Below are 24,082 nucleotides of genomic sequence, written 5' to 3'. Positions count from 1 at the left end.
TTTCATAGAAGGAAACCCACACACATTATGTCTACTCTGGAAATTAAGAACCTCCACGCCCAGGTGCTGCCGACGGAAGAAGGCGGCGAGCCGAAGGAAATCCTCAAGGGCGTTAACCTGACCATCAACTCCGGCGAGATCCACGCCATCATGGGCCCGAACGGTTCCGGCAAGTCCACCTTGTCCTACACCATCGCCGGCCACCCGAAGTATGAGGTCACCGAGGGCGAGGTGCTTCTCGACGGCGAAAATCTGCTGGAGATGCCCGTCGATGAGCGCGCTCGCGCCGGCCTCTTCCTGGCGATGCAGTACCCAACTGAGGTACCGGGTGTAAAGGTCTCTCAGTTCATGCGCTCCGCAGTCACCTCCATTCGCGGCGAGGCACCGAAGCTGCGCGAATGGAACAAGGAGCTTACCCAGGCCCGCGAGAACTTGAAGATTGATAAGTCCTTCATCTCCCGCTCCGTAAACGAAGGCTTCTCCGGCGGTGAGAAGAAGCGCCACGAGGTCATGCAGCTCGATATCCTGAAGCCGAAGTTCGCAGTCATGGACGAGACCGACTCCGGCCTGGACGTTGACGCTCTGCGCATCGTGTCTGAGGGCATCAATAGCTACCAGAAGGAAACCAATGGTGGCATCTTGATGATTACCCACTACAAGCGCATTCTGAACTATGTGAAGCCGGACTTCGTCCATGTCTTCGCTGACGGCCACGTCATCAAGACCGGTGGCGCCGAATTGGCGGATCAGCTCGAGTCTGACGGCTACGACCAGTTCCTCAAGTAAGGACCGACCCTCGGCCGGTCAACCGCGACTATCCAAAGAAGATTCATGTCTGGATTTGATGTAAACGCAATTAGGGAACAGTTCCCGATTCTCCAGCGCACGGTGCGTGGTGATAAGCCACTGGTGTACCTGGATTCGGGTGCTACCTCCCAGCGCCCGCTGCCGGTATGGAAGGCGGAAGAGGAGTTTGTGCTGCACACGAACGCCCCTGTTCACCGCGGTTCCTATCAACTGGCAGAAGAGGCCGATGATGCCTACGAATCGGCGCGGCAAGCTATCGCCGCATTTGTGGGTGCGGACCGCGACGAAATCGCCTTTACCAAAAACGCCACTGAGGCCCTGAACGAAGTTGCCTATGTGCTGAGTGACGAGCGCGCGGGAGACCTCTACGTGGGCGAGGGCGATACCGTCGTGATCACCGAATTGGAGCACCACGCCAACTTGGTGCCGTGGCAGGAGCTCTGTGCTCGCACTGGCGCTACGTTGAAGTGGTATTCCATGACTGAAGACGGCCGTATCGATCTTGATTCGCTCGAGCTCGATGATTCCGTCAAGGTAGTTGCGTTTACTCACCAATCCAATGTCACGGGTGCCGTGGCGGATGTGGATGAGCTGGTGCGCCGCGCCCGCGCGGTGGACGCCATGGTCGTCCTCGACGCCTGCCAGTCGGTGCCACATATGGCGGTGGATTTCCACGCCTTGGACGTGGATTTCGCGGCCTTTTCCGGCCATAAGATGTGCGGCCCCAGCGGCGTGGGTGTGCTGTACGGCAAGGATGAGCTGCTCAAGAAGCTGCCGCCCTTCCTGACCGGTGGCTCCATGATTGAGATCGTCAAGATGGAAGAGACCACCTTTGCCGAGCCCCCGACGCGCTTTGAAGCGGGCACGCAGATGACCAGCCAGGTGGTTGGCCTTGGCGCAGCGGTGAAGTTCTTGGAAGAAGTGGGCATGGACAATATCCACGCCCACGAAAAGAAGCTCACCGAGCGCGCATTGCGCCAGCTCAAGGAAATCCCGGGTCTGCGCATCATCGGTCCAGAGACCACCGAAAATCGCGGTGGCGCCATTTCCTTCACTGTGGAAGGCGTTCACCCGCACGACTTGGGCCAGGTCCTCGATGACCACGGTGTGTCCATTCGCGTTGGCCACCACTGTGCGTGGCCACTGCACCGTGCCTGCGGCGCACAGTCCACCGCCCGCGCTAGCTTCTACCTATATAACACCGAGGAAGAAGTAGATAAGCTGGTGGACGCAATCAAGGCTGCCCGCGAATTCTTTGGAGTTGCCTCATGAACCTAGATTCCATGTACCAGGACGTCATCCTGGATCACTATAAGAACCCCCAACACGCCGGCCTGAGGGAGCCATATCAGGCCGAGGTTCACCACGTGAACCCGTCCTGCGGCGATGAGCTCACCCTGCGCGTGCGCCTTTCGGACGACGGCAAGACCGTAGAGGACGTCTCCTATGACGCGGAAGGCTGCTCCATTTCGCAGGCTTCTACCTCGGTTATGGCTGAAGAGATCGTTGGACTGCCGCTTGCGGAAGCCAACGAGAAGCTGGCCGAGTTTGAAAAGATGATTACCTCTCGTGGCCAAGAAGAGGGCGATGAAGACCTCATCGGTGACGGCGTTGCCTTCGCCGGCGTGTCCCAGTACCCAGCGCGCGTCAAGTGTGCGCTCCTCGGATGGAAGGCCTTCCAGGCTGCATCCGCCGATGCACTAACTGAAGTGGAGAACTAGATGACGGAACCCGTAGATCCTTATCAGAACGAGAACTCTTCATTCTCCGGCAGCGGCGAGCGCCCGGAGCAGACCGAAGAGCAGATCTCTAAGGCCTTTGACGTCACCGAATTCATGCGCGATGTCATCGACCCCGAGCTCGGCATTAACGTCGTCGACCTGGGCCTTGTCTATGACCTCTGGTTTGAAGAGGACAATGGCAAGGAAATCGTCATGATCAATATGACGCTGACCTCGCCGGCCTGCCCGCTGACCGATGTCATTGCGGAGCAGGTCGAAGACATCGTCAAGGCCAATAAGCTGGCCGATGCCGTCCGCATCAACTGGGTATGGATGCCGCCATGGGGACCGCAAATGATTACTGAGGAGGGCCGCGAGCAGCTTCAGGCCCTCGGTTTCGCGGTTTAAAATCGCGTATTAATCACACGCCCCCAGCAGCGCATTTCTCGGATTCGGGAAGTGGCTGTTGGGGGGCGTTAGTGCGTCTTAGCGTTGGCCGCGTCAATTGCTAGACTATTTCTTCGTGATTGTAACCAATGATTTCGAAGTCAGGGTAGGAGCGCGCACGCTTCTCGACGCCCCCGGGCAGCACCTCCGCGTGCAGCCCGGCGACCGCATTGGCCTCATCGGCCGCAACGGCGCGGGCAAGACGACGACCATGCGCATTTTGGCAGGGGAGACGGAGCCTTATGGTGGTTCTGTGACTCGCTCGGGCCCCATTGGTTATCTGCCCCAGGATTCCCGCGAGGGAAATATCGAGCAAACGGCGCGCGAGCGCGTTCTCTCCGCACGCGGCCTGGATGATCTTAAGCGCCGCATGGCGAAGCAACAAGAGCTCATGGAATCGGCCACGGACGATAAGTTCCGGGATAAGGCTATCCGTAAGTATTCCCGCTTGGAGGAGCAGTTCGAGTCGCTCGGCGGCTATGAAGCCGATTCCGAGTGTGCGCAGATTTGCGATAATTTGGGCCTGCCACAGCGTGTCCTAGACCAGAAGCTCAAGACCCTCTCAGGCGGCCAGCGTCGCCGCGTGGAGCTGGCACAGATCCTCTTTGCAGCTACTGAAGGCTCCGGCAAATCCCAGACCACGCTGCTCTTGGATGAGCCGACTAACCACTTGGATGCCGACTCTATTACGTGGCTGCGCCAATTCCTGTCCAAGCATGAGGGCGGGCTCATTATGATTTCCCACGACGTCGAACTGCTGGAGGCCGTGTGCAACAAGGTGTGGTTCCTTGACGCGGTCCGCGGCGAGGCCGACGTCTACAACATGGGTTATAAGAAGTACCTCGATGCCCGTGCTACCGATGAAGCGCGGCGTCGCCGAGAGCGTGCCAATGCGGAAAAGAAGGCGTCTGCACTGCAAAAGCAGGCTGCCAAGCTCGGTGCCAAGGCAACCAAGGCCGCCGCGGCAAAGCAGATGCTCCACCGTGCTGAACGCATGATGAGCGGGCTCGACGAGGTCCGCGTGGCCGATAAGGTGGCCAATATTAAGTTCCCCGAGCCGGCGCCGTGCGGCAAGACGCCCATGAATGCCAAGGGTCTGACCAAGATGTACGGCTCGCTGGAGGTTTTCGTGGGCGTAGACCTCGCTATCGACAAAGGCTCTAGGGTGGTTGTTCTCGGCTACAACGGTGCAGGTAAGACCACCCTGTTGAAATTGCTTGCCGGCGTGGAACGCACCGATGGTGAAGGTGGCATCGTCAGCGGCCACGGCCTGCGCATCGGCTACTTCGCGCAGGAGCATGACACCATCGACCCGGATAATTCCGTGTGGCAAAACACTATCGATGCCTGCCCAGACGCGGATCAGCAGGAGTTGCGCAGCCTGCTTGGCGCCTTCATGTTCTCCGGTGAGAAGCTGGAGCAGCCTGCGGGTACCCTCTCCGGCGGTGAGAAGACGCGCCTTGCGCTAGCCGCCTTGGTCTCCAGCCGCGCGAACGTCCTGTTGCTAGACGAGCCGACCAATAACCTGGATCCGATTTCGCGCGAGCAGGTGCTTGATGCACTGAAAACGTATACGGGCGCTGTGGTGCTGGTGACGCACGATCCGGGTGCGGTTAAGGCACTGGATCCGGAACGCGTGATCATCATGCCCGATGGTGATGAGGACCTGTGGTCCGATGACTATATGGAGATCGTGGAGCTAGCTTAGGGATTTATGAAGACACTGCTGGAGAGGATGCCCGCTTGGCGGGAGAAGTTTTGGCTCATCCCCGCCGTGGCGGTGGCCATCGCCGCGATCGGCGCGGAATTGCTCATTGCGGTTGGTAGCAATTTTGACGTGTCGGACACGCCCTTTTATGACGGCAGCGCCGATAGCGCGCAAGGGATTTTAAGCGCGGTAGCAACCTCGTCACTCTCCTTGGCCGGCACCGTCTTTTTCATCACGCTGACCGCGCTATCCGGTGTCGTCACGGTGATGGGCCCGCGCCTCCTGCACGAGTTTTTAAAGGATCGCTCCATTCAATCCACGTTGGCGATCTACCTGGCAACCTTTATTTTTGCGCTCCTATCCCTGCGCGCGGTTCGTACCGGCGGCGGTGGGGTAGAAGAATACGTTCCTTCCCTCAATGTAGCCGTCACGGTTCTGCTGGCCATCGCCTGCGTTGTCTTCCTCATCTACTTCATCGTGCACATTGCGCAATCCATCAGCATGTCCCACGTGGTGCACGTGGTTGCCCAAGACGTAGAAAGCCACATGCGCCGGCTCATCCGCCGCGGTGAGGAGGAGGAGAAAGTAAAAGCGCCGGGGCCAGAGTTCTACACGAACGCGCAAAAGCGCCGCAGTAGTGAGACTGGCTATCTCAAATTCGTGGACTATGACGCCATCGCGCAGGCTGCAGCGCAAGAGGATTGCGCGGTGCACCTCGGCGTGGCACCGGGAGACCTCGTATTGGAAGGCGAGGTCATTGCCCACGGCGTGCCACGTTTGCCGGAAGATATTGAGCGTCATATCGTGCTCACGCAACACCGCGAAAACGCCTCTGCCCACGATCCTCGGTTTACCGCTCGGCACCTTGCAGAAATTGCTGCCCGCGCTTTGAGCACCGGCGTTAATGACCCATTTACGGTAATTGACATCATTGACCGCTTCACCCAGATCCTCACCGTGATTGGGGATAAGCGGCTTCCGCAGGGCATTGTGCATGTGGACGGCGAATTTCGGCTGGATTATCAGACCTTTAGCTATGACGAGATCGTCGAGGCGATGTTTACACAGATTCGGCGCGATGCGGCCGATAATGCGGAGATCTACCTCAGCATGCTGGATAACCTCGCTAAGGTGGTTGCCCTTCTTCGCACAGCGGAACGCCGGCGCGTGCTTGACGACGCCGCCCGGGCCATCTACTCCGATGCCCGCCGCCAGGTAGGCGGCGAGGTGGAGCTGAAACAGTTGGAGGCCTCCTACCAGCACTTCCAGGCCAACCTAGCTGCGTGGGCGGAATCCGATAAGCCAGGCGAGGAGCACGCCGCGGATTAGACCGCGGCGCGGTTGTCGCTGGCGCTAGTTGCGGAATCCATGCACCGGGGCGGGGATGAAGCCGCCGCGGTTTATGAACTGCGTATTGCCCACCTGATTGACCGGGATGACAGGGGCGTAGCCAAGAAGCCCGCCGAAGCTGACCTCGTCGCCTACCTGGGCGCCAGGTACCGGAATGACGCGTACTGCGGTGGTTTTATGGTTCATCACGCCAATGGCGGCCTCATCAGCGATCATGCCCGAGATCGTCGCGGCAGAGGTGTCGCCCGGCAGGGCAATCATGTCGAAACCAACCGAGCAAATAGCGGTCATGGCCTCCAGCTTGTCCATGGAAATGGAGCCGGACTTGACCGCGTCGATCATGCCTTTGTCCTCGGAAACGGGGATGAAGGAACCTGACAACCCGCCCACGCGGGAACAAGCCATCATGCCGCCCTTCTTAACGGCGTCGTTAAGCAGAGCCAAGGCCGCAGTGGTGCCGTGGGTGCCTACCTGGTCTAGGCCCATGTGCTCCAAGATGTGCGCAACCGAATCGCCCAATTCGGCGGTGGGGGCAAGCGAAAGGTCGATGATGCCGAAAGGCACTCCCAGGCGCTCCGAGGCCATGTTGCCCACCAGCTGCCCGGCGCGAGTGATCTTGAAAGCAGCCTTCTTCACCTCTTCTGCAACCTGGTCTAAGCTGGCCCCCTCGAGCGAGCCCAAGGCACGGTCGACCACACCCGGGCCGGAAACGCCCACGGAGACCACGCAATCGGGTTCCTCAATGCCGTGGAAGGCGCCGGCCATAAAGGGGTTATCTCCCACGGAGTTTGCAAAGACCACGAGCTTGGCGCACGCAATGGCGGAATCGTCTTTGGTCAGCTCGGCCGCTTCCTTGATGACCTCGCCCATCTTCTTGGCTGCATCCATGTTGATGCCCGCGCGGGAGCTGGCGATGTTTACGGAGGAACACACGACGTCCGTAGTAGCCAGCGCCTCCGGAATGGAGCTGATGAGCTTTTGCTCCGCGGTGGTAGCGCCCTTTTCTACCAAGGCGGAATAGCCGCCCACGAAGTTGACGCCTACCTCCTTGGCTGCCTTGTCCAGTGCCTTCGCCGCATCAACGGGGTTTCCCTCTACGCCGGCCACCACCAAGGAGATGGGGGTTACGGAAATGCGCTTATTGACGATGGGGATGCCGAGCTCGCCCTCGATGCCTTCGCATACCTCGACGAGGCGCCCTGCCTGCTGGGTGACCCGGTCATAGATGGCCTGGCAGGTAGCCTCCATGGTGGAGCGGGTGCATCCGAGGAGCGAGATGCCCATGGTCACGGTGCGGATATCGAGACGATAGTTCTCAATCATCTCGATGGTGTCCAAGATATTGGTGGTATTAAAACGCGTACTCATATTAAATTTCGTTCATGGCGGTGAAGAGGTCTTCGGACTGAATGCGGATGGACTGGTGCTTTTCCTCCGCCACGGGGCGCATGCGCTCCTTGATGGCCTGGATGGAGACCTTGTCCGCATCGAATTCGACGCGCAGGATCATGGTGAAGTATCCGCCCATGAGCGTCTGGGAGACGTCAATGACGTTGATATCGAGTTCTGCAAGGGTAGTGGTCACCGCGGCGATGATGCCGGTGCTATCGGCTCCGGTGACGGTCATAATGGCATACATGCGTGCAATTCTATCTGCTTGCCGAGCGCGCCGCGGTGGTTTGTGCGTGCCGGAGTAAGGAGGCCGTCTGCACGCCGGCCGCGCCGTTGTTACGGTGGGGAGGTATGACTGATAAGAAGAAGATTCTGTACATCGGTGGACACGGCAAGGTCGGGCTGCTGACCGCCCCTAAGCTGGTTGACGCCGGCCATGAGGTCCACTCCCTCATCCGCAACCCAGAGCAGAAGGCCGAGATTGAAAAGCTCGGCGCGACCCCGGTTATGGCTGATATTACTGAACAAACCGTGGATCAGTGGGCAGAGCTTTTCGCCGCTTATGACGCTGTAGTCTGGGGCGCTGGCAATGGCGGCCGCGGTGGGGCAGACCTCACCTGGGCCGTCGACCGCGATGGCGCCCTCGCTACCCTCGACGCCATGGACAAGTTGCAGCAGGAGGGCAAGAATGTGCCTGCCTATGTGATGATCTCTTATGTCGGCTCCCAGGTAGCAACCACGGATCCTGCCGATGAGAAGTGGTATGCCTACGTGGAGTCCAAGAAGGAAGTAGACAACCGCCTTGTACAGGCCAGCTACCCGCACCTCATCCTCAAGCCAGCGATGCTGACCGAGGAACCAGCCAAGGGCATTGAGCAGATTGAGGATAAGAAGCTGAAGGAGTCTCTGACTTCTTCTCGCGAGCTGGTTGCGGACGTCATCGTCGAGTCCCTTGGCCGTGAAAACCTGCCGGGATCCCCGCTTGCCTTCGTTGATGGCGACAATCCGGTGAGCTCCATCAAGTAAGGCGCTAGACTGGCTGGCATTATGACTGCTAAGCCACCAGCTGTACTTATTGATTGCGATCCCGGCGTCGACGATTGCCTCGCCCTTATGTACCTGGCGGGGCTGCATCATGCCGGGGAGATCGAGCTGGTGGGGGTTACCACCACGGCCGGCAACGTCGAGGTCCACCGGACCGCGGATAATGCCCGCTGGATTCTGGACCTGTGCTCGCTTTCCGACGTCCCCGTAGCCCCCGGCCTACCCCAACCCCTCAAGGTAGATCTCACCACCACCCCTGAGACCCATGGCCCGACAGGGCTGGGCTACGCACACGCCCCCGCTGCCGCCGCCAAGCTACAACAGCGCGATTGGCAGCAGGTATGGGAAGAAGCATTAGCCACCCATGACGATCTGCAGCTGATCGTTACTGGACCGGTCACCAACCTTGCGGCCTTCGAAGCAACCCATAGCGAGGCTGCCGCGCGCTTCGGTGCCATCACCATCATGGGCGGCGCGGTCAATTACGGCGGAAACACCACGCCAACTGCCGAATGGAACTTTTGGGTGGATCCGCACGCCGCCGCCCAACATTTTCATTCAAACGCCCCACGCGTTCTCACCACGCTGTGTTCCCTCGAAGTAACGGAACAGTTTCTCATTACTCCGCAGCGCCTAGACGAGGCCTTGGAATTGTTGGGGGGGCACCCCACGGCACAAATCCTGCCGGACGTGCTGCGTTTTTATTTTGAATTCCACCAGGCACAGGGGGAGGGATATCAAGCTCAGATTCACGACCTCTTGACCTGCATGATTGCACTCGGACGCATCAATTTCGACGCGATAGAAACCACCATGGACGTCGAGGCGGAATCGCCACTGCTGCGTGGTACGAGCGTCGCAGATTTGCGCAACCATTGGGGCCGCGCCCACAACGCGCGGCTGGTAACAAGCGCAGACATGGAGGCCGCACACCACGAATGCGCGCGGGCATTGACGCTATTGGTTTCGCATTAGTGGCTTTTAGCACGCAGAGCCTCTACTATTATCCGCGGCGCACGTGCCGTGCGAGCTCGCTTTCCGAGGTGACATAGGAAAGCAGCACCATCCGCGGTCGGCGTTTATTTTGCCCATTTTTCGGTATATGGATTTGGACTTTTACTGTGTCACAGCTTTCTCTCACCCCCGTCCGCAAGGCTATGGTCATCGCGGGTGCACTCATCGTCGCCGCAACCTGGATTTATCTGGTTCTTCTGCGTCCTACTGATTGGGAATCCGTTGCCGGCTCGACCGAGGCGCTCATTACCCTCGCCGGCTACCTCGTTGGCGCCGCGCTCCTTCTCACCGGCACCGTTCCGGCATTACCGGCGCGAACCATCGCCATCATCCCGGTAGCACTAGTGCTCAATATTGTTGTCGGCGAAATCATCGGTTCTATCGGTGTTCCGCTGTATATCGACTCCGTGGGAACGATCCTGGTAGCCGCGCTCGCGGGACCCATCGCCGGATTGGCTACTGGTACCTTGTCCTCCGTCGTATGGGGACTGTTGAACCCCGCCGCTTTGCCCTTCGCCGCCGTGTCCGCCGCCACGGGGTTCCTCTCCGGACTGGTAATCAAGAAGGGCGCTTTCACTAAGGTGTGGTGGGTCATTCTCAGCGGCGCCATCATTGGAATCATTTCCGGCATGCTCGCCGCACCAGTGGCTGCCTTTGTTTATGGCGGTACCGCAGGTCTTGGTACGGGCGCGGTTGTTTCGCTCTTCCGAGAATTGGGCAATTCCCTCATCGCCTCGGTTACGCTGCAGTCCTTTATTTCGGATCCCCTGGATAAGGCACTGGTTTTCCTCATTGTCTGGGCAGCGGTCAAGGCACTGCCGCAGCGCACCCGAGAATCCCTCCAGCCACGTTAATGCACGGCCTTCATCCCGCCACCGTTGTCACCATCGCGGCCTGCGGCTGGATCCTTACTTTGGCGCTGAATAACCCGGTGGCGTCGGCAAGCGTAGCGCTCATCGCCCTAGCCTGCGGTACTGCCGCTACCCGCAACGCTTCCGTGATTTTGACAACATTGGCGCTAAGCGCCCCAGCGGCCCTTTCCATGCTGGTCATTCACGCCCCCTACGGTGATGACCCAGTGCTGCCGCTGCTAACAAGCGACGGCCTGGTTCTCGCCGCCACCCTCACCCTCCGATTCTGCGCCCTCATGGCCTGCTTCATCGCGGCCATGGCAGCCCTGCGCATTGCTGATATCGCCAAGTGGCTGCAAGTGTCGCGCGCTGGCCACAAGGTCGCGTATATCGTGGGAGCCTCCCTACAAACCCTGCCCCAAGGCGCGCACGCTTGGCGTTGCGTGCGTGAAGCCAACCAGCTCGCCGGCATCACCGTGACCTGGCGCAATACCATCTCGCGCGTCATTATTCCCGTTATCGCTCGCCTCCTTACCCAAGGAACCCAACGTGGCCAGGCCCTCGCCGCCGTCGGATTCGACCAAGAAGGGCAACGCACCCTACTGCGCCCCGTTGCCGATTCCAGGGTCTCCCGCGTCTTACGCTTCGTCATTCCGCTAGTTAGCCTTGCGGTGGTGATTGCTACATGGATCTAGCCCGCATTAAGCCCAATCCTGGGGCCATATATCAAGTACTTGTCGAGCCCGACACAGCCGTCGAAGACGTTGCCGTGGAACTAGCCGAGCACCTATCTACCGAAGCCATCATCGGCACGGATGCCTCAGCACAGATTAGCTTCCTGCGGGAAACCTGTATCGAAGAAGTAGTTTTAGGCCTCGAAAATGCCGGCGTGCCTGCCCCTGAAATGCAGCGGCGTGGGGAGCGAATGCTTCGCGCTGTAGGACTGTCTGACTATTGCGAACATGACCCAACGCAGCTATCCGGTGGCCAAACACGCAGGCTTGCGGCTGCCTGTGTCGCCATTCGCGAGCCAGAAATCATGATTGTGTGCGAGCCCGCAGCCGGGCTTGATGCTGATTCGCGCACGCAAGTGGTTCGCCTCTTGCAGTCGATGCCGGAGACTTGCGTCATTTCCGTTTCTAGTTCCTCCTGGCCAGAATTGGGTGGGGACATCATTGGCACAGACCCACTCGTAGCGGCCGTCGACTTACCGCGTGTTTCCCCAAGTCCCCGGACTGGTAGCATCGGTCCGCTAACGGCACGCCGGGGTGCAGCAAAGAAGAAATGGTGGCACTTTTCTCAGCCCCGTGGCACTTCCTTCAGCGTCGGACCGGTGGAAATCCCTATCACGGAATCCGCGGTTACGTGGCTGCGTGGCGATAACGGCAGTGGCAAGACCACGCTCCTGCGCGCCGCGGCTGGGCTCGATGGCGCCGGAGCTGTCCCGAATCCACCCGCTCTTGCCCTGCAATCGCCATTTGATCAGGCAGTGTTCCCAACAGTGGAGGAATTCGTCCCCAATGACACCGTGCGCAACCTGCTGGGACTAAACCCCGCAGACCATCCTCTCGATTTATCATCGTCTCGCCTGCGGCTAGCGCAAGTTGCCCACGTGATCGGACAGCAGCGACCGGTGGTCCTGCTCGACGAACCAGACACCTTGCTTTCAGCTGCCGACCGCTGGCTCATGCACCAACTCATCCACTACGCACTGCAGTCCGGCAGCGCCCTCGTAGTTACCTGCCACGATTCTAAGTTTGTGGCAGAAATAGAAACCTATGCTGAAGTAACGGAAAAAACACTGCTGGCGCCGCAGCTATAAGCGCATACAAAACTGCTCCCGGCTCTCTCCAATATCAGTTAAGAAGCAGCCGGGAGCAGGATTGGATGTACGGGGGATTACTGTGGGCTCGCCTGAGCACCGCGGATGGATTGCTCTACTAAGTCAAGAACATTTTCTAGTTCCGCGGTATCGCCCAAGGCAAGCCGATTAATGAATCCATCCATAAATACCTCAAGATAGATGGCCAAGGTATCGATTTCTACATCATCCCGAAGGCGGCCCTTATCCGCATTAGATGCCAAGCGTGCGCGAACGGCTTCATCACGAACCGACTGGTTTTCCTTCCACCGAGCGGCGAACGAGGGGTCAGTGCGTAGCAGGGAGGTGATTTCCAAGCGTGTGGCCAGCCAATCGTGGCGCTCAGGATGTTGGAGCATTTCCCGCATGACTTCTACCAAGCCATTTTGAGCCACGACTTCGGCCTGACGAGCGGCATCTTCTTGCGCCAAGGCAAGGAATAGTGACTCTTTGTCACCGAAGTGGTGAAAAATTGCGCCACGTGACTTACCCGTAGCTTGTTCGAGTAGCCGAACAGTCGCTCCCTCGTACCCGTGCTCTGCAAAGCAGCGGCGGGCACCTACGAGAATGTCGTGCCGGCGGCGGCTAAGTTCAGATTCGCTCACGATGGGCATAGTAGGGAACTCTCCTTAATGGGGGATATCTAAAGATTGTTTAATCAGTAATTTTAAATAAGAAATAAAATCGACGTGACGAAACGCGGGGCCGCATTGCCCTTCCTGAGAGAGGGCGGTGCAACCCCGCGTTGTCGACTGAACTTAGTCCTTTAACCCATCGGTTGGGCTAAAGGACTGCGCGAAGACGCTTAGTTCTTGACCATCTGACGCAGAACGTACTGCAAGATGCCGCCGTGGCGGAAGTAGTCAGCCTCACCCGGGGTGTCGATGCGGACGTCGGCATCGAACTCGACGGCCTCGCCGGACTCCTTGGTAGCGGTGACGTGGACGGTCTTCGGGATGGAGCCATCGTTGAAGGCGGAGATGCCCTCGATGTCGAAGGTTTCCGTACCATCCAGGCCCAAGGACTCGTGGGACTCGCCCTGTGGGAACTGCAGTGGGATAACGCCCATACCAATCAGGTTGGAGCGGTGGATGCGCTCGAAGGACTCAGTAATAACAGCCTTCACGCCAAGCAGGTTGGTGCCCTTGGCTGCCCAGTCACGGGAAGAGCCAGTGCCGTACTCCTTGCCGGCGATGACAACGAGCGGGATGCCGGCTTCCTTATAGTTCTGGCAAGCATCGAAGATGAAGGCCTGCGGGCCGCCTTCCTGGGTGAAGTCACGGGTGTAGCCACCGGTGACGTCGACCAACTGGTTGGCCAGGCGAATATTCGCGAAGGTACCGCGCATCATAACCTCGTGGTTACCGCGACGGGAACCCAAGGAGTTGTAGTCCTGGCGGGCAACGCCGTTTTCATCGAGGTACTGCGCGGCCGGGGTGCCCGGCTTAATAGCGGAAGCAGGGGAGATGTGGTCAGTGGTGACGGAATCGCCCAGCTTTGCCAGAACGCGTGCGCCCTTGATGTCCTCAACCGGGTTCGGCTCGGTTGGCATGCCATCGAAGTAAGGAGCCTTGCGGATGTAGGTGGAATCCTCATCCCACTTGAAGGTCTCACCCTCCGGCACGTCCAGGTTGCGCCAAGCATCGTCGCCCTTGAAGACGTCGGCGTAGTCAGCCTCGTACATCTCGCGGGAAATAGCGGACTGGATGGTGTCCTCAATCTCCTGCGGGGAAGGCCAGATGTCCTTCAGGAAGACGTCGTTGCCTTCCTTATCCTGACCCAGCGGCTGAGCATCAAAGTCAAAGTCCATGGTGCCGGCAATGGCGTAGGCGATGACCATGATTGGAGAAGCCAAGTAGTTCATCTTGACATCCGGGGAGATACGACCCTCAAAGTTGCGGTTACCGGAAAGGACCGCGGTGGCAGCGAGGTCATTCTCGTTGATGGCTGCGGAAACCTCGTCCGGCAGTGGGCCGGAGTTACCGATACAGGTGGTGCAACCAAAGCCGGAGAGGTAGAAGCCCATGGCTTCGAGGTCCTTCCACAGGTCTGCACGCTGGAAGTAGCCATCAACAACCTGGGAGCCAGGAGCACAGATGGTCTTAACCCATGGCTTGGACTGCAGACCCTTTTCTGCTGCCTTACGGGCGATAAGGCCCGCGCCCACCATGACGGATGGGTTAGAGGTGTTGGTACAGGAAGTGATGGAGGCAATGGCAACCATGCCGTGGTCCAAGGTGAACTCGCCACCGTTTTGGGACTCAACGGTAATTGGGTTGGAGTGACGGCCCTTCGCGCCAGTAGCCGAGGACTCGCCGTGACCCTCACGAGCCTTGTTCAAGCCACCGGTGACGTCCTCCATAACTGGGGCGCCGCCTTCTGCGGACATGCGCTTTGCCTCGACAGAGGATTCGTCAACGCAAACCTCGTCGGTGGTGTAGTTAGCCAGATCCTTGCGGAACTGCTCCCTAGCCTCGGTCAGCAGGATGCGGTCCTGCGGGCGCTTCGGGCCGGCAATGGAAGGAACAACGGTGGACAGGTCCAGCTCGAGGTACTCGGAGTACTTTGCCTCTGGAGCGTCCTCTTCCAGCCACATTCCCTGTGCCTTGGCGTAGGCCTCGACGCGGTCGATCTGCTCCTGCGGGCGGCCGGTGAGCTCGAGGTACTTGGTGGTCTCCTCGTCAATCGGGAAGATCGCAGCGGTGGAACCGAACTCAGGGGACATGTTGCCGATGGTGGCGCGGTTTGCCAGCGGGACAGACTTAACGCCGTTGCCATAGAACTCAACGAACTTCTGAACAACGCCGTGCTCGCGCAGCATCTCGGTGATGGTAAGAACGACGTCGGTTGCAGTGACGCCGGTAGGAATCTCACCGGTCAGCTTGAAGCCTACGACCTTCGGGATAAGCATGGATACCGGCTGGCCGAGCATGGCAGCCTCTGCTTCGATGCCGCCGACGCCCCAGCCCAGAATGCCCAGGCCGTTTTCCATGGTGGTGTGGGAGTCAGTACCGATACAGGTATCCGGGTAAGCGAGGCCCTCGTTGTCGAATACAACGCGGGACAGGTACTCGATGTTTACCTGGTGGACGATGCCGGTTCCTGGAGGAACAACGCGGAAGTTGGAGAAGTTCTCAGCACCCCAGCGGAGGAACTGGTAGCGCTCTTCGTTGCGCTGGTACTCAATTTCAACGTTCTTTTCCAGCGCATCGGTAGAGCCGAAAGCCTCAACGATGACGGAGTGGTCAATGACCATTTCGGCCGGGTTGAGAGGGTTAACCTGATCCGGGGTGCCACCCAGTGCGGAGACGGCCTCACGCATGGTAGCGAGGTCAACAACGCAAGGAACACCGGTAAAGTCCTGCATGAGGACGCGTGCTGGGGTGAACTGGATTTCGGTGTCCGGCTCTGCCTCCGGATCCCAGTTTGCCAAGGCGTTGATGTGGTCCTTGGTTACGTTCTTGCCGTCCTCGTTACGCAGCAGGTTTTCTGCCAGCACCTTGAGGGAGTAAGGCAACTTCTCCAAGCCGGAGACGGTGTTGATGTCAAAGTAGTCATAAGACTTGCCGTTGACGTCAAGGGTCTTCTTGGCCTCGAAGGAGTTCAAGCTTTCAGTCACAGGGAGCTCCATTCCTTGTTAATAAACAGTGTGTTCTGTTTGGTACTCGCCGCCAGTCGTCACCGCGGGGCAGTGCTCGGCATCATTGGTCACTGGTGTGACGCGACGCGACCATGGGGCCCGCTGTGTTGAAGGCGACAAAGAACGCGATGGTTCACCTAGATATTGTAGAGGCTAAAACCTTCGGTCGCTGCCATTGTAACAGTACAAGCGTTCTGTTTTCACCTTTTCGAGAAATTCGGCGAGTTGAGGGGAAGGACGTCTGTGGCCCGCCCGTATCTTGGGGGAGAAGAAGTTTAGGAGCCCTATATATAAGGAAGAGATACACATGGTTCCCGCGGGCGTAGATGTAGCTGATTTGGCAGGCCAGCTGGAAGAGGATGGCGTGGCCTACACGTCCCCAACGCTCAGCCAAGATGCACAGCTCAACGCGGAGGTAGCTCAAGGCTTGCGAGACGGTGACGGAGTGGCCGTGGTTGATGTGGTGGCTGATCGGGCACCTGATGTCCGTGACATTGCCCAAGAGCTCCAGGATGCGACAGGCTTGAATACCGTCATCGTACAAACCCCTCGCCATGTTTCTTCCGTTAGTGACACTTATAGCCGTGCCGACATTGAGTCGGTGCAGGCACAGATCCCGCCTGGGGTTGAACAAGTAGACCTTCTGTCTGAGTACTACAGGGGGCTAGACCAAATCAGCTTCCCGGTCGGCGCAGTGGTGGGGGCAGTTGCCGTAATCGCCGTGATTGTATTGGTTGGCTCTTTCCTAGCGGCCGGCCGTCGCACGCTCTAATAGTTGAAAAGAACCTACGGAAGCTGGGCGTGCGAGACGGGCTAGTGATGAAAGCCGGGCGAGAAACGTGGAACTTGGCTTTTCAGAATTCGACAAATAGTCCCTGAAAATTAAGTTTGTTCGAGAAAGTATCACGTTAGAGGGTGAAACTTTTGCGGGCCTTTGATGCCCCGAGAAATTCGGGCAACTGGCCCGAAGGTGTGTACTGAAGGGCTCCGGGTGAATGTGGATGACACACTTTCGTTCACTCACGGGATGCCGGGAGAGTCGGTTGCGGATTGGGGAGGCAGAAGTTCGGCCTGGACTTAACGTGAGCCGGATACCTAATTGGGGATCGTGGATGGGGCGGGGGAGTGGTCAAAGTAAACCCTTAGGGGTTGACATCCGGTGGGGGAGTGGTTGAGTTGTCCTGGTTATGGTCAGACTCGGGGCTAGTAGGGCGTATGGGGCTCCGGCTGTCTAGTGATTAAAGTCACAATAACGGGATGGTAACAAAATCATTGCAGGTTAGGTGCACATGTTGAGTCATGTGAATTAACTTGACTCACGTGAATTGCGGGAAAATTGTGCGAAACGGGCGTGTCGTGACGTAAGGTTCGGTTGTCGACTCAGGAGACATTTCTTGCTTCCTGGGTTCATGGGCTTAGCCTTGACTGTCACGAGAGAACTCGCACGGGTATGTGGGGAAGCACGCCTCGAGCGAAAGTTAGAACGTCGAGTGGCCGTTCTTGGAAGTCAATGAACCGGGACCTTTCGATAGCGATTGGGAACGCAGGCAAAGAACTTGAGCGATTACAATGTTCGAAAAATTACACATCAACCCACCTTCCGTTTATGAGGTGAGACGGGTTCATTAGAACTCCACCGTGTGGAAATTTTGGTGCGAACCTTTATATGGCTAAGGCTAAAAGCCTGTTGTTACAGAAGGTGCGTACGGAGAGGTCCATAGGGATAGGGTCCGGGAACGCCGAATCACTCCACAAGGGTCAGCTTCGTGCGGCCTGTTCATGGTTTGTGGCTGCTTGCCCTCGACGGCTTGGTAGTGCTCAAAAGGTTAGACCTTTTGGACTCCAGTTGGCGCCGCGGCGAGGTCTGCCAGAACCCGTAGAGCAGTTCTCACGGTGCTCAGTGCAACGAAGACGTGATCGGGGCATACGGAATCGCGGGTTGTAAAACGCACCCTGGAGCGTATGTCGCGCGCAGCGCAAGAATAGAAGTGGATTTCACAGTCGTGGGACTTTGTTTGAACAGAGGATAGTTGTAGACCATCTGTGTCCGGCTTGGCGGACTCGCGCAAGTAGACCTTTAGGCTCTCTTGCCAGAGTGCAAATTGTCTGGATATCGCTGTTGTGGGGAAACAGTAGCGGTTAGAGTCGTCCAGTATCGGCGCAGCAATCGTCCTCAACTGTCTCTAGTTCCAACATGAAAGCCCTAAGTCTGCTGAGCGTCCACAGAATGTGCACACCCGGAGTGAAGTCTCAGCCGAAGTAGGCAGTCTATCAACAATTACCGCTCTAGTGTCTGCGGGCACCAGGGGGTTAGCTTCGCGTATCTATTGATATCTACCCAAGGCGAACCTCTAGGCCGCCCAATAAGGCATGCGATAACGCCTGTGTTTGTGCGAAATATACAGGCGGGGATCCCGGGCATACCTATGTCCGGAGTCTTCATGGACTCTCACTAAACGAGCAGCGTGGGCCCAAACTAGGAGTATTTCAGTGGCCACCATTCGCCTTCCGCGCATTCGACATGTTCGCGCTTTCATTGCTGCAGTAGCAGGTACCGCAGCTATTTCAACGCTTTCCACCGTAGCCCCAGCGGGCGCCGATGAAGTATCAACGCCAAACCCGGGTACGGTCCAGGATCAAAACTCAGACCACGTAGCAATTGACCGTGCGGTTGCCAATGCAGATTCACTGCAGGCCGCTGTAGAGGAGTCCCGGGCAGAGCTAGGTCGCGCGGAAGCGGATGTTTCCGGAGCGGAAGACCGTATTGCTCAGATTCGAACCCAATTGGAACAAGTGAACGGCGAGCCGGGCACTAATGAAGAGTATGTTGCCAGCTTGGAAGATGAGCTGCGCCAGGCGGGGGAGGAAAAGCGAGAAGCCGAGAGTCGGGTCGCGCAGGAGCGTCGAGAGCTGGCCCAGAATGAAGCTCGACTAAACGCTACCCAAAGGTTTGCGGAGGCCACTTTTGCCCGCCAGCAGCAGGCTGCGCCCCAAGAGGGGGCAGCAAGCGGGATACAGCTCTCGCAGCAGGATTCTCTTCCAACCTCGCCAAATCAAGTTGATAATCTTGATTCTGCAGCTTCGACTAACGCCTTTACGGTCAACTCTGAAGACTTGACTTCCGAGGACAAGTCTCAGGGCTTTACAGATGAGGTAGTAGATCGGGGCTCGCTTGAGGCTCCTGGCAGTGCGGACGTTGCCGATAATCCGGAGGCTCCATCCGTTGCTGAGCAGGAGAAGACTACTCCAGAAGCGGACTTCGGAAACGCCCTCAACAAGGGTACAACGCCGACGTTCCAGAACGTCGATTTTGGCACTGGATCCTCCGTGAACGATGCGCTCGGACTTGCGAATGATATCGCCGCAGCCGTTGATGAGGACGATGTGCGCACCCTCATGCAAGGTTCATCTGACTTGCTTGGTTTGGGCAGTCCGAACACTGCACCTGCCGCCAGTGTTGACGCTCCCGAGGTGGATGAGGTAACTGAGTCCGAGGAAACCACCACTGGTGCAGATGCGGGCCGAGACGCTCAGATCGAGGCCGTGATTTCTCGCGCCGAGTCCCAGGTTGGTGTCCCTTATGTGTGGGGTGGCGGCGATAATAATGGTCCTACTGGTGGGCTTCGCGATGGTGGCGTGGCTGATTCCTTCGGTGACTTCGGTCAGTCTGGCTTCGATTGCTCGGGGCTAGTCAAGTACGCCTACGCGGCAGCCGGCCTGGACCTTCCTCATTACACTGGTGCGCAGTACCAGCAGGGTAAGAAGGTTCCTCGTGCGAATGCACAGCGCGGTGACCTTATCTTCTACGGAGCTGGTGGAAGCCAGCACGTAGCTATCTACCTAGGCGACGGCCAAATGATTGAAGCGCCACAGTCTGGTCAGACTGTTTCAGTAGTTCCAGTTCGCTGGGGTGGCGCTACTCCCGATGTCGTGCGCCTTCTCTAATCTCCAACTTTTGGTTGGTATGGTTTAGGGCATGACTGACGCACAACAGAATGCCCAAAACTTCGACGCCCTCCTCGTTCTTTCTTTCGGTGGCCCGGAAGGAAACGAGGAGGTCGTTCCTTTTTTGGAGAATGTTACCCGAGGTCGAGGCATCCCTCGCGAGCGGCTAGAAGTGGTGGGCGAGCATTATTACCACTTCGGAGGGGTAAGTCCGCTCAATGCGCTTAACCGCGAAATCATCGATCACCTCGAAGTGGAGCTGAAAAAACGCGGACATAATCTACCTGTCTACTTTGGCAATCGAAATTGGCACCCCTTTGCCAGTGAGACTGCGGAGAAGATGTCTCAGGACGGGGTGCGCAAGGTAGCTGTCTTCGCTACCTCTGCATGGGGTGGGTACTCCGCATGCCGGCAATATGATGAGGATATTCAGCGGATGCGCGAGCATCTGGCGGAGCAGGGTCTGCCGGACATTGAATTTACTAAGATTCGCCAATTCTTCGACCATCCGAAGTTCGTGGCCGAAATGGCAGCCGCTGTCACGGAGGTCTGGGGACAGGTTCCGGAAGAAAAGAAGGAATCCACTCGCTTGCTGTTTACCGCCCATTCGGTTCCCGTCGCGCACGATAACGTGGGCGGCGCAGAAGGGGATAAAAACCTTTACTCCCGCCAGGTGGCAGAGGCGTCGCGGTTGGTGGCCGCACGGGCCGGTATTTCTGATTATGACCTTGTATGGCAGTCACGTTCGGGCAATCCACGCACTCCGTGGCTCGAGCCTGACATTATTGATCACACCACTGATATCCACCACAACGAAGGTATCGACACGGTAGTGGTGTGTCCGATTGGCTTCATCTCAGACCATATGGAGGTCATCTGGGATCTCGATTCCGAGCTGCAGAAGGCAGCCGAAGAGATGGGCGTCAAGGTCCTGCGCACTCGTACAGCGGGTCCGACTCCACGGTTTGCGGAGATGGTCGTTGATCTCATCGATGAGCTAGAGCAGGGCCGCGAGTGGGAGACCAGCGGGAGCGTCACGGTGCAAGGGTGCACAGTCAATGGTGAGCCGTGCGCGGCGGGGTGCTGCGATATCTGGTCGCGTTAACGGGCAAACTCTCCAAGCGCATAAGACACGCCCGTCATGCGGGCCTGGCGGATGTGGCGCCACAAGCGAAGCAATTGTGGATCAAGGCTGTGGTCATTGATGCGGTCAGTGACGGTTTCGATGATCGCGGCCACTCGGTCGGCACGGGCAAAGAGCTTGGCTGCTCGAGCTGGCGTTGAACGGGGAAGTCCGGGTGTGTCATAGAAGTCGCTCAGGGTTCCCACGGTGAGGCGTGGGTTGGGCAAGGCCTCGGTGCTATACCCGGTTGCGGCGATGAGATCGGCGGACTCATTGGTTGCCTGAGAGAGGAGGGCATCAGCTTCACCGGGGCTTAGCCAGGCGGGCGCGGGGAGCTGCTGCTTTTCGACGACCACTTGCCACGCTGTATGGCTGTGGCGAATGTGGGGGACGAGGACTAAGTTACGCAAGGGATCATTGGTGCGAACTATGATTGCCCCGGCAGAACTTTGTGCGGCCGCGCGATAGGACTCCGATCCTGCCGGCAATGCAGGCGGCTCGCCTGGCCCGGACAGTGCGAGGCGCACAATAGGCTCTGCGCGTACACCGCGATGAGCGGTGAGCTCGGTGGTCTCCGCGCGCAGCATGGCTAATAGATCGACGAAGGGGGATTCGTCAAGGCACTCTGGACGTCCGCCTAGTTCAGTAAGCGCGTCCAGCAAGTCATCGGTGGTTTCATGTCCCCACAGCCACGAGCCAAGCCAGACGGCGGTGTTTTGTAAAGGTGACCATACTTCGGCGCGCATATCCATGGCGAGCCAGTCTAGTAGATAGACTAACGGGCCATGAGTTTTGATCCTTATGGCGGAGATATTTTTGCTGGCCACTCGCGGTCGAAGCCGCGCCAGTACCCAGAAGTACCAGCCGAGCCCGGAATGGTAGTGGAAGTGCGCGGCGATGACTTTGTGGGGGCTGTTATGGGCGTGGATAAAACCGTTTTCGGTGAGGTGGTACGCCTTGAGGATCGCCACGGCGTAGAACGGGTCTTTAACCTGGTCAAAGGCGGGTTCCTAGTGGAAGGCAAGCCAGTAACGCTTACCCGGTACGTCGAAAAGCAGGCTCCCCGTAAGTCCAACTCCGGCTCCCGCCGCGTAGAAAACGTGGAGGCTAAGGTCGCCGCGCCGTCGCGAATTTGGGTAGAAGGCGTGCATGATGCCGCCATTGTGGAAAAAGTGTGGGGTCACGACCTGCGTGTGGAAGGCGTGGTCGTCGAATACCTCGAGGGCTTGGACAACTTGGAGGCGCGCCTCGCAGAGTTTCAGCCAGGGCCGGGCCGCAGGGTCGGAGTATTGGCGGATCACTTGGTTCAAGGCTCCAAGGAAACCCGATTAACGGAAACCGTGGGAGAGCATGTCCTGGTAACTGGACACCCCTTCATCGATATCTGGGCGGCGGTAAAGCCGCAGCGCGTAGGCCTGCGTGAATGGCCAGATGTGCCCTACGGCGAGGATTGGAAAACCGGCATTTGCCGCCGCGTAGGGTGGAGCGACCCGAAGGATGGGTGGCGTCATGTCTATAACGCCGTGCATTCTTTCCGCGACCTGGACTCCAGCCTGATCGGCGCCGTGGAGCGCCTCGTGGACTTCGTTACTACACCTGAGTTGAGCAAGTCCGACTTGCTCTAGGGATGGGCAAGGTTGGCGCGTTCAATGAGGTTGACGGCCAACTGCCACCCCGCCATCTCTGCGCTCCAGCCGGCTGCCTGGAGGCGTTGCGACATGGCTTGCTTGGAAATTCCTAGCTCTTCGGCGGCCTCATTCTGGTTGAGCCCTGCGCGGACGAGCGAGGTTGCTTCGCGCCCTTCGATGGTGCGCTTGTGCAGAACGTACCCAAGCAGGGCAAAGGTGGCTGCAATATCACTTGCCTCCGAGGCGCGCCCGCGCTTATTGAGTTTGGCGTAGACCTGCCCCATGCGGGCGGACTTCCGCAATGCGGCGGTTGCTACCTGGCGCGCGCCTTCCTCATCTTCCTGGTTGCCGGGGCTAATGCCGATGCCGATAGCCCAGTCGCCGTCGGCAAGCAAGGCCATGACCACGTCGCACACGGCAGTTGCTGAATCAACTACGGCGCAAATATCTTCCACGCCGAGCACGTGGAACTCGCCCACACCGTTGAGGGTGGATAGAGCCGTTGCAGAACGTTGGACCAAATCTGCGCGACGCACGGAGCGGCCCCGGTAGCGGGCGTGGACAGCAAGCACAGAAATCCTCCTTAAGGAACCAATTGCGAAATAGTCTACCGCTCGCACTTGACTTATGGGCGAGTGGGTAGGCGCGAATCCATATACAGCCCGCCCATACCGATGGCGGCAAAAGCTACCATGGCGACAATGATGCCGGGCGACGTGTGGCCGGTGAGGGCATCGCCGAAGAAGACGCCGAGGGCAGTAGTCGGGATGGAACCGAGGAGAGTGGCCACGGTGAAGTGGCTAAGCTTCACCGGAGTTAGGGCGGCAACGTAGTTGAGGAGGCTAAAGGGGACGCCGGCCACCATTCGCAGCGAAGCGATGGCCAGCCAGCCGCGCCGCTCTAAGTGGGCATTGATTTTAAACACTGCGGGGTGGGTCAGGTGCGGCCGGATCCAGTCTCCAAGGAGCGTGCGGACGATGAGGAGCGACAGGGCCGCTGACACCGTCAAGGCGCACAGGGATAGCGCGAGTCCTTTCCAGGGGCCGAAAAGTATTCCTGCGGCTACCGTCCACAACGTCCGGGGAAAGGGAAGCTGCGTAAATATGACATAACCTAGGGTGAAAAGGAGGGGGAACCAGGCGCCATAGCGGGTGGAGGCGACGCGAAGCTGAGCCACGTCCGGCAGATCGAAGAAGTAAAGGAGGGTGACGCCGGTGACGATGGCGGCGAGGACGGCTACCCAACGACGCATCGACCACTGGAGAATTGACCGCCAAGCGGACCAGGCGAGCGATTTGAGGAAATGGCCGAAGCTGCGCGCCCAACTCAAAAGTGTGGTCATGGGGGAGATCGTAGTCCTTGTGGGAGTACTGAATAGAAAAATCCGGCGGCTACCTTAGTGGTAACCGCCGGAACGCTGTGCCCGAGGGGGTGTCTGGTTCGGAGACATCGTTCCGCATGTCTTATGAGATAGTTCCGGTCTAACCAGCACTAATGTCTCATTACATCGATCCGGTAGAAAACTCTGAAGTTAAATTTGCCCGGCCGCGA

Annotated in this window: 22 protein-coding genes; 15 read left to right on the top strand and 7 right to left on the bottom strand. The window is 58.3% G+C overall.

The genetic code is table 11. The features are described 5' to 3' along the window. Positions 1 to 27 precede the first annotated feature (27 nt). The 6 genes from sufC to MHK00_RS03885 all read left to right on the top strand — a co-directional run bounded on the left by sufC (position 28) and on the right by MHK00_RS03885 (position 6,012). Positions 28 to 786, top strand: coding sequence for a Fe-S cluster assembly ATPase SufC (sufC, locus tag MHK00_RS03910; RefSeq protein WP_005324834.1), 759 nt, complete (start codon positions 28 to 30; stop codon positions 784 to 786). A 45-nt stretch (positions 787 to 831) separates the two neighbouring features. After that, positions 832 to 2,079 carry a cysteine desulfurase gene (locus tag MHK00_RS03905; protein ID WP_250410554.1) on the top strand — a complete coding sequence of 416 codons (1,248 nt, stop codon included), beginning with the start codon at positions 832 to 834 and terminating at the stop codon, positions 2,077 to 2,079. Continuing rightward, complete coding sequence (gene sufU, locus MHK00_RS03900) at positions 2,076 to 2,528, top strand: Fe-S cluster assembly sulfur transfer protein SufU (RefSeq protein WP_005324831.1); 453 nt, start codon at positions 2,076 to 2,078, stop codon at positions 2,526 to 2,528. The genes MHK00_RS03905 and sufU overlap by 4 nt, the downstream gene beginning before the upstream one ends. After that, positions 2,529 to 2,936, top strand: a complete 408-nt coding sequence (locus MHK00_RS03895; protein WP_005324830.1) for a metal-sulfur cluster assembly factor — start codon at positions 2,529 to 2,531, stop codon at positions 2,934 to 2,936. It abuts the gene before it with no gap. 115 nt (positions 2,937 to 3,051) lie between these two features. Beyond that, positions 3,052 to 4,683 carry an ABC-F family ATP-binding cassette domain-containing protein gene (locus MHK00_RS03890; RefSeq protein ID WP_250410552.1) on the top strand — a complete coding sequence of 544 codons (1,632 nt, stop codon included), beginning with the start codon at positions 3,052 to 3,054 and terminating at the stop codon, positions 4,681 to 4,683. 6 nt (positions 4,684 to 4,689) lie between these two features. Further along, positions 4,690 to 6,012 (top strand): DUF2254 domain-containing protein, encoded by a 1,323-nt coding sequence (locus tag MHK00_RS03885; protein ID WP_005324828.1) that lies wholly within the window; start codon positions 4,690 to 4,692, stop codon positions 6,010 to 6,012. Positions 6,013 to 6,036: 24 nt separating this feature from the next. Here MHK00_RS03885 and MHK00_RS03880 read toward each other — a convergent pair whose 3' ends face one another. Together MHK00_RS03880 and MHK00_RS03875 are read right to left on the bottom strand one after the other, a co-directional pair. Next, the gene (locus tag MHK00_RS03880; protein ID WP_005324827.1) at positions 6,037 to 7,401 is read right to left on the bottom strand and encodes a PFL family protein; all 1,365 of its coding nucleotides are present in this window, start codon (positions 7,399 to 7,401) and stop codon (positions 6,037 to 6,039) included. Between the two features lies 1 nt (position 7,402). Then, complete coding sequence (locus tag MHK00_RS03875) at positions 7,403 to 7,672, bottom strand: ACT domain-containing protein (protein WP_005324826.1); 270 nt, start codon at positions 7,670 to 7,672, stop codon at positions 7,403 to 7,405. Between the two features lie 104 nt (positions 7,673 to 7,776). On the opposite strand from MHK00_RS03875, the gene MHK00_RS03870 reads away from it, so the two are divergent. The 5 genes from MHK00_RS03870 (at position 7,777) to MHK00_RS03850 (ending at position 12,156) form a co-directional block, all read left to right on the top strand. After that, the gene (locus tag MHK00_RS03870; protein WP_005324825.1) at positions 7,777 to 8,451 is read left to right on the top strand and encodes an NAD(P)H-binding protein; all 675 of its coding nucleotides are present in this window, start codon (positions 7,777 to 7,779) and stop codon (positions 8,449 to 8,451) included. 21 nt (positions 8,452 to 8,472) lie between these two features. After that, positions 8,473 to 9,444, top strand: a complete 972-nt coding sequence (locus MHK00_RS03865; RefSeq protein ID WP_250410550.1) for a nucleoside hydrolase — start codon at positions 8,473 to 8,475, stop codon at positions 9,442 to 9,444. 182 nt (positions 9,445 to 9,626) lie between these two features. Beyond that, positions 9,627 to 10,337, top strand: a complete 711-nt coding sequence (locus MHK00_RS03860; protein ID WP_179387566.1) for an ECF transporter S component — start codon at positions 9,627 to 9,629, stop codon at positions 10,335 to 10,337. Further along, on the top strand, positions 10,337 to 11,029 hold the full coding sequence (locus MHK00_RS03855) for an energy-coupling factor transporter transmembrane component T family protein (RefSeq protein WP_200435641.1): 693 nt from the start codon (positions 10,337 to 10,339) through the stop codon (positions 11,027 to 11,029). The genes MHK00_RS03860 and MHK00_RS03855 overlap by 1 nt, the downstream gene beginning before the upstream one ends. Next, a complete protein-coding gene (locus tag MHK00_RS03850; protein WP_250410548.1) occupies positions 11,020 to 12,156 on the top strand; it encodes an ATP-binding cassette domain-containing protein in 1,137 nt (378 codons plus the stop codon). The genes MHK00_RS03855 and MHK00_RS03850 overlap by 10 nt, the downstream gene beginning before the upstream one ends. Positions 12,157 to 12,233: 77 nt before the next feature. On the opposite strand, the gene MHK00_RS03845 is transcribed toward MHK00_RS03850, so the two are convergent. Both MHK00_RS03845 and can read right to left on the bottom strand, forming a co-directional pair. Beyond that, positions 12,234 to 12,809 (bottom strand): TetR/AcrR family transcriptional regulator, encoded by a 576-nt coding sequence (locus tag MHK00_RS03845; RefSeq protein WP_005324819.1) that lies wholly within the window; start codon positions 12,807 to 12,809, stop codon positions 12,234 to 12,236. A gap of 191 nt (positions 12,810 to 13,000) precedes the next feature. Continuing rightward, positions 13,001 to 15,814 (bottom strand): aconitate hydratase, encoded by a 2,814-nt coding sequence (gene can, locus MHK00_RS03840; RefSeq protein ID WP_250410546.1) that lies wholly within the window; start codon positions 15,812 to 15,814, stop codon positions 13,001 to 13,003. Between the two features lie 328 nt (positions 15,815 to 16,142). On the opposite strand from can, the gene MHK00_RS03835 reads away from it, so the two are divergent. From MHK00_RS03835 to MHK00_RS03825, 3 genes are all read left to right on the top strand, one after another. Continuing rightward, entirely contained in the window at positions 16,143 to 16,607 is a 465-nt protein-coding gene (locus MHK00_RS03835; protein WP_040425242.1) for an Rv1476 family membrane protein, read from the top strand. 1,718 nt (positions 16,608 to 18,325) lie between these two features. Beyond that, positions 18,326 to 19,780 (top strand): NlpC/P60 family protein, encoded by a 1,455-nt coding sequence (locus MHK00_RS11935; RefSeq protein ID WP_005328380.1) that lies wholly within the window; start codon positions 18,326 to 18,328, stop codon positions 19,778 to 19,780. 31 nt (positions 19,781 to 19,811) lie between these two features. Further along, complete coding sequence (locus MHK00_RS03825) at positions 19,812 to 20,885, top strand: ferrochelatase (protein ID WP_005324811.1); 1,074 nt, start codon at positions 19,812 to 19,814, stop codon at positions 20,883 to 20,885. Here MHK00_RS03825 and MHK00_RS03820 read toward each other — a convergent pair. After that, positions 20,882 to 21,655: an Rv1486c family protein gene (locus MHK00_RS03820; protein ID WP_250410544.1), complete on the bottom strand. Its 774-nt coding sequence runs from the start codon at positions 21,653 to 21,655 to the stop codon at positions 20,882 to 20,884. The genes MHK00_RS03825 and MHK00_RS03820 overlap by 4 nt on opposite strands. 33 nt (positions 21,656 to 21,688) lie before the next feature. Here MHK00_RS03820 and MHK00_RS03815 point away from each other — a divergent pair, with 33 nt between their 5' ends. Then, positions 21,689 to 22,528 (top strand): DUF3097 domain-containing protein, encoded by an 840-nt coding sequence (locus MHK00_RS03815; RefSeq protein ID WP_200435636.1) that lies wholly within the window; start codon positions 21,689 to 21,691, stop codon positions 22,526 to 22,528. On the opposite strand, the gene MHK00_RS03810 is transcribed toward MHK00_RS03815, so the two are convergent. Then, positions 22,525 to 23,103 carry a hypothetical protein gene (locus MHK00_RS03810; protein ID WP_005328374.1) on the bottom strand — a complete coding sequence of 193 codons (579 nt, stop codon included), beginning with the start codon at positions 23,101 to 23,103 and terminating at the stop codon, positions 22,525 to 22,527. The two genes, MHK00_RS03815 and MHK00_RS03810, sit on opposite strands and share 4 nt — an antisense overlap. A 53-nt stretch (positions 23,104 to 23,156) precedes the next feature. Continuing rightward, positions 23,157 to 23,873, bottom strand: a complete 717-nt coding sequence (locus tag MHK00_RS03805) for a TVP38/TMEM64 family protein (protein WP_250410542.1) — start codon at positions 23,871 to 23,873, stop codon at positions 23,157 to 23,159. Between the last annotated feature and the right edge of the window lie 209 nt (positions 23,874 to 24,082).

This window comes from Corynebacterium tuberculostearicum, assembly GCF_022347385.1.
Taxonomy (GTDB): domain Bacteria; phylum Actinomycetota; class Actinomycetes; order Mycobacteriales; family Mycobacteriaceae; genus Corynebacterium; species Corynebacterium tuberculostearicum_M.
The sequence above is the reverse complement of the archived record's forward strand: the minus strand, read 5'-3'. Positions and strand labels throughout refer to the sequence as shown.